The 370-nt window shown below is 68.1% G+C and carries 1 protein-coding gene; it reads right to left on the reverse strand.

What is annotated here, in order from left to right:
* On the reverse strand, positions 1-370 hold a 370-nt coding region (locus tag BST12_RS29695; RefSeq protein WP_139802116.1), incomplete at both ends, for a DUF222 domain-containing protein.

Consider the following 370-nt stretch of genomic DNA (forward strand, 5'->3'; position numbering starts at 1 on the left):
CCGCGCCCGGCCGCAGCTTCTAAGTCCTTGAGTGTGGTGGTGACGATGATCGAGGCCGGTAAGCCGTTGTGCTGACCCAACTCCCCGGACATCAACAACGCCCGCAGCCCGGCGAGCAACCCGTCGTGGAAACGCTGGGCTTCGGAGCGCAGGTCCCGACACGCGGCCTCCGGCGCCGCTTGTCCGTCGACCACCGGGGTTTCGTCGTCGCGGTTGCACATTCCGGGTGCGGCCAGTTTGGCTTCGACGGCTTCCAGGGTGGCCCGCAGCTCGGGGTCGACATAGCCGCTCAGGCGTGACATGCCGTCGTGTTCCTGCTTGCCCAGGCTCAGCCCGCGTTTGCGGGCGCGGTCCTCGTCGGCGTAGTTGC

This window comes from Mycobacterium angelicum (assembly GCF_002086155.1).
GTDB lineage: Bacteria > Actinomycetota > Actinomycetes > Mycobacteriales > Mycobacteriaceae > Mycobacterium > Mycobacterium angelicum.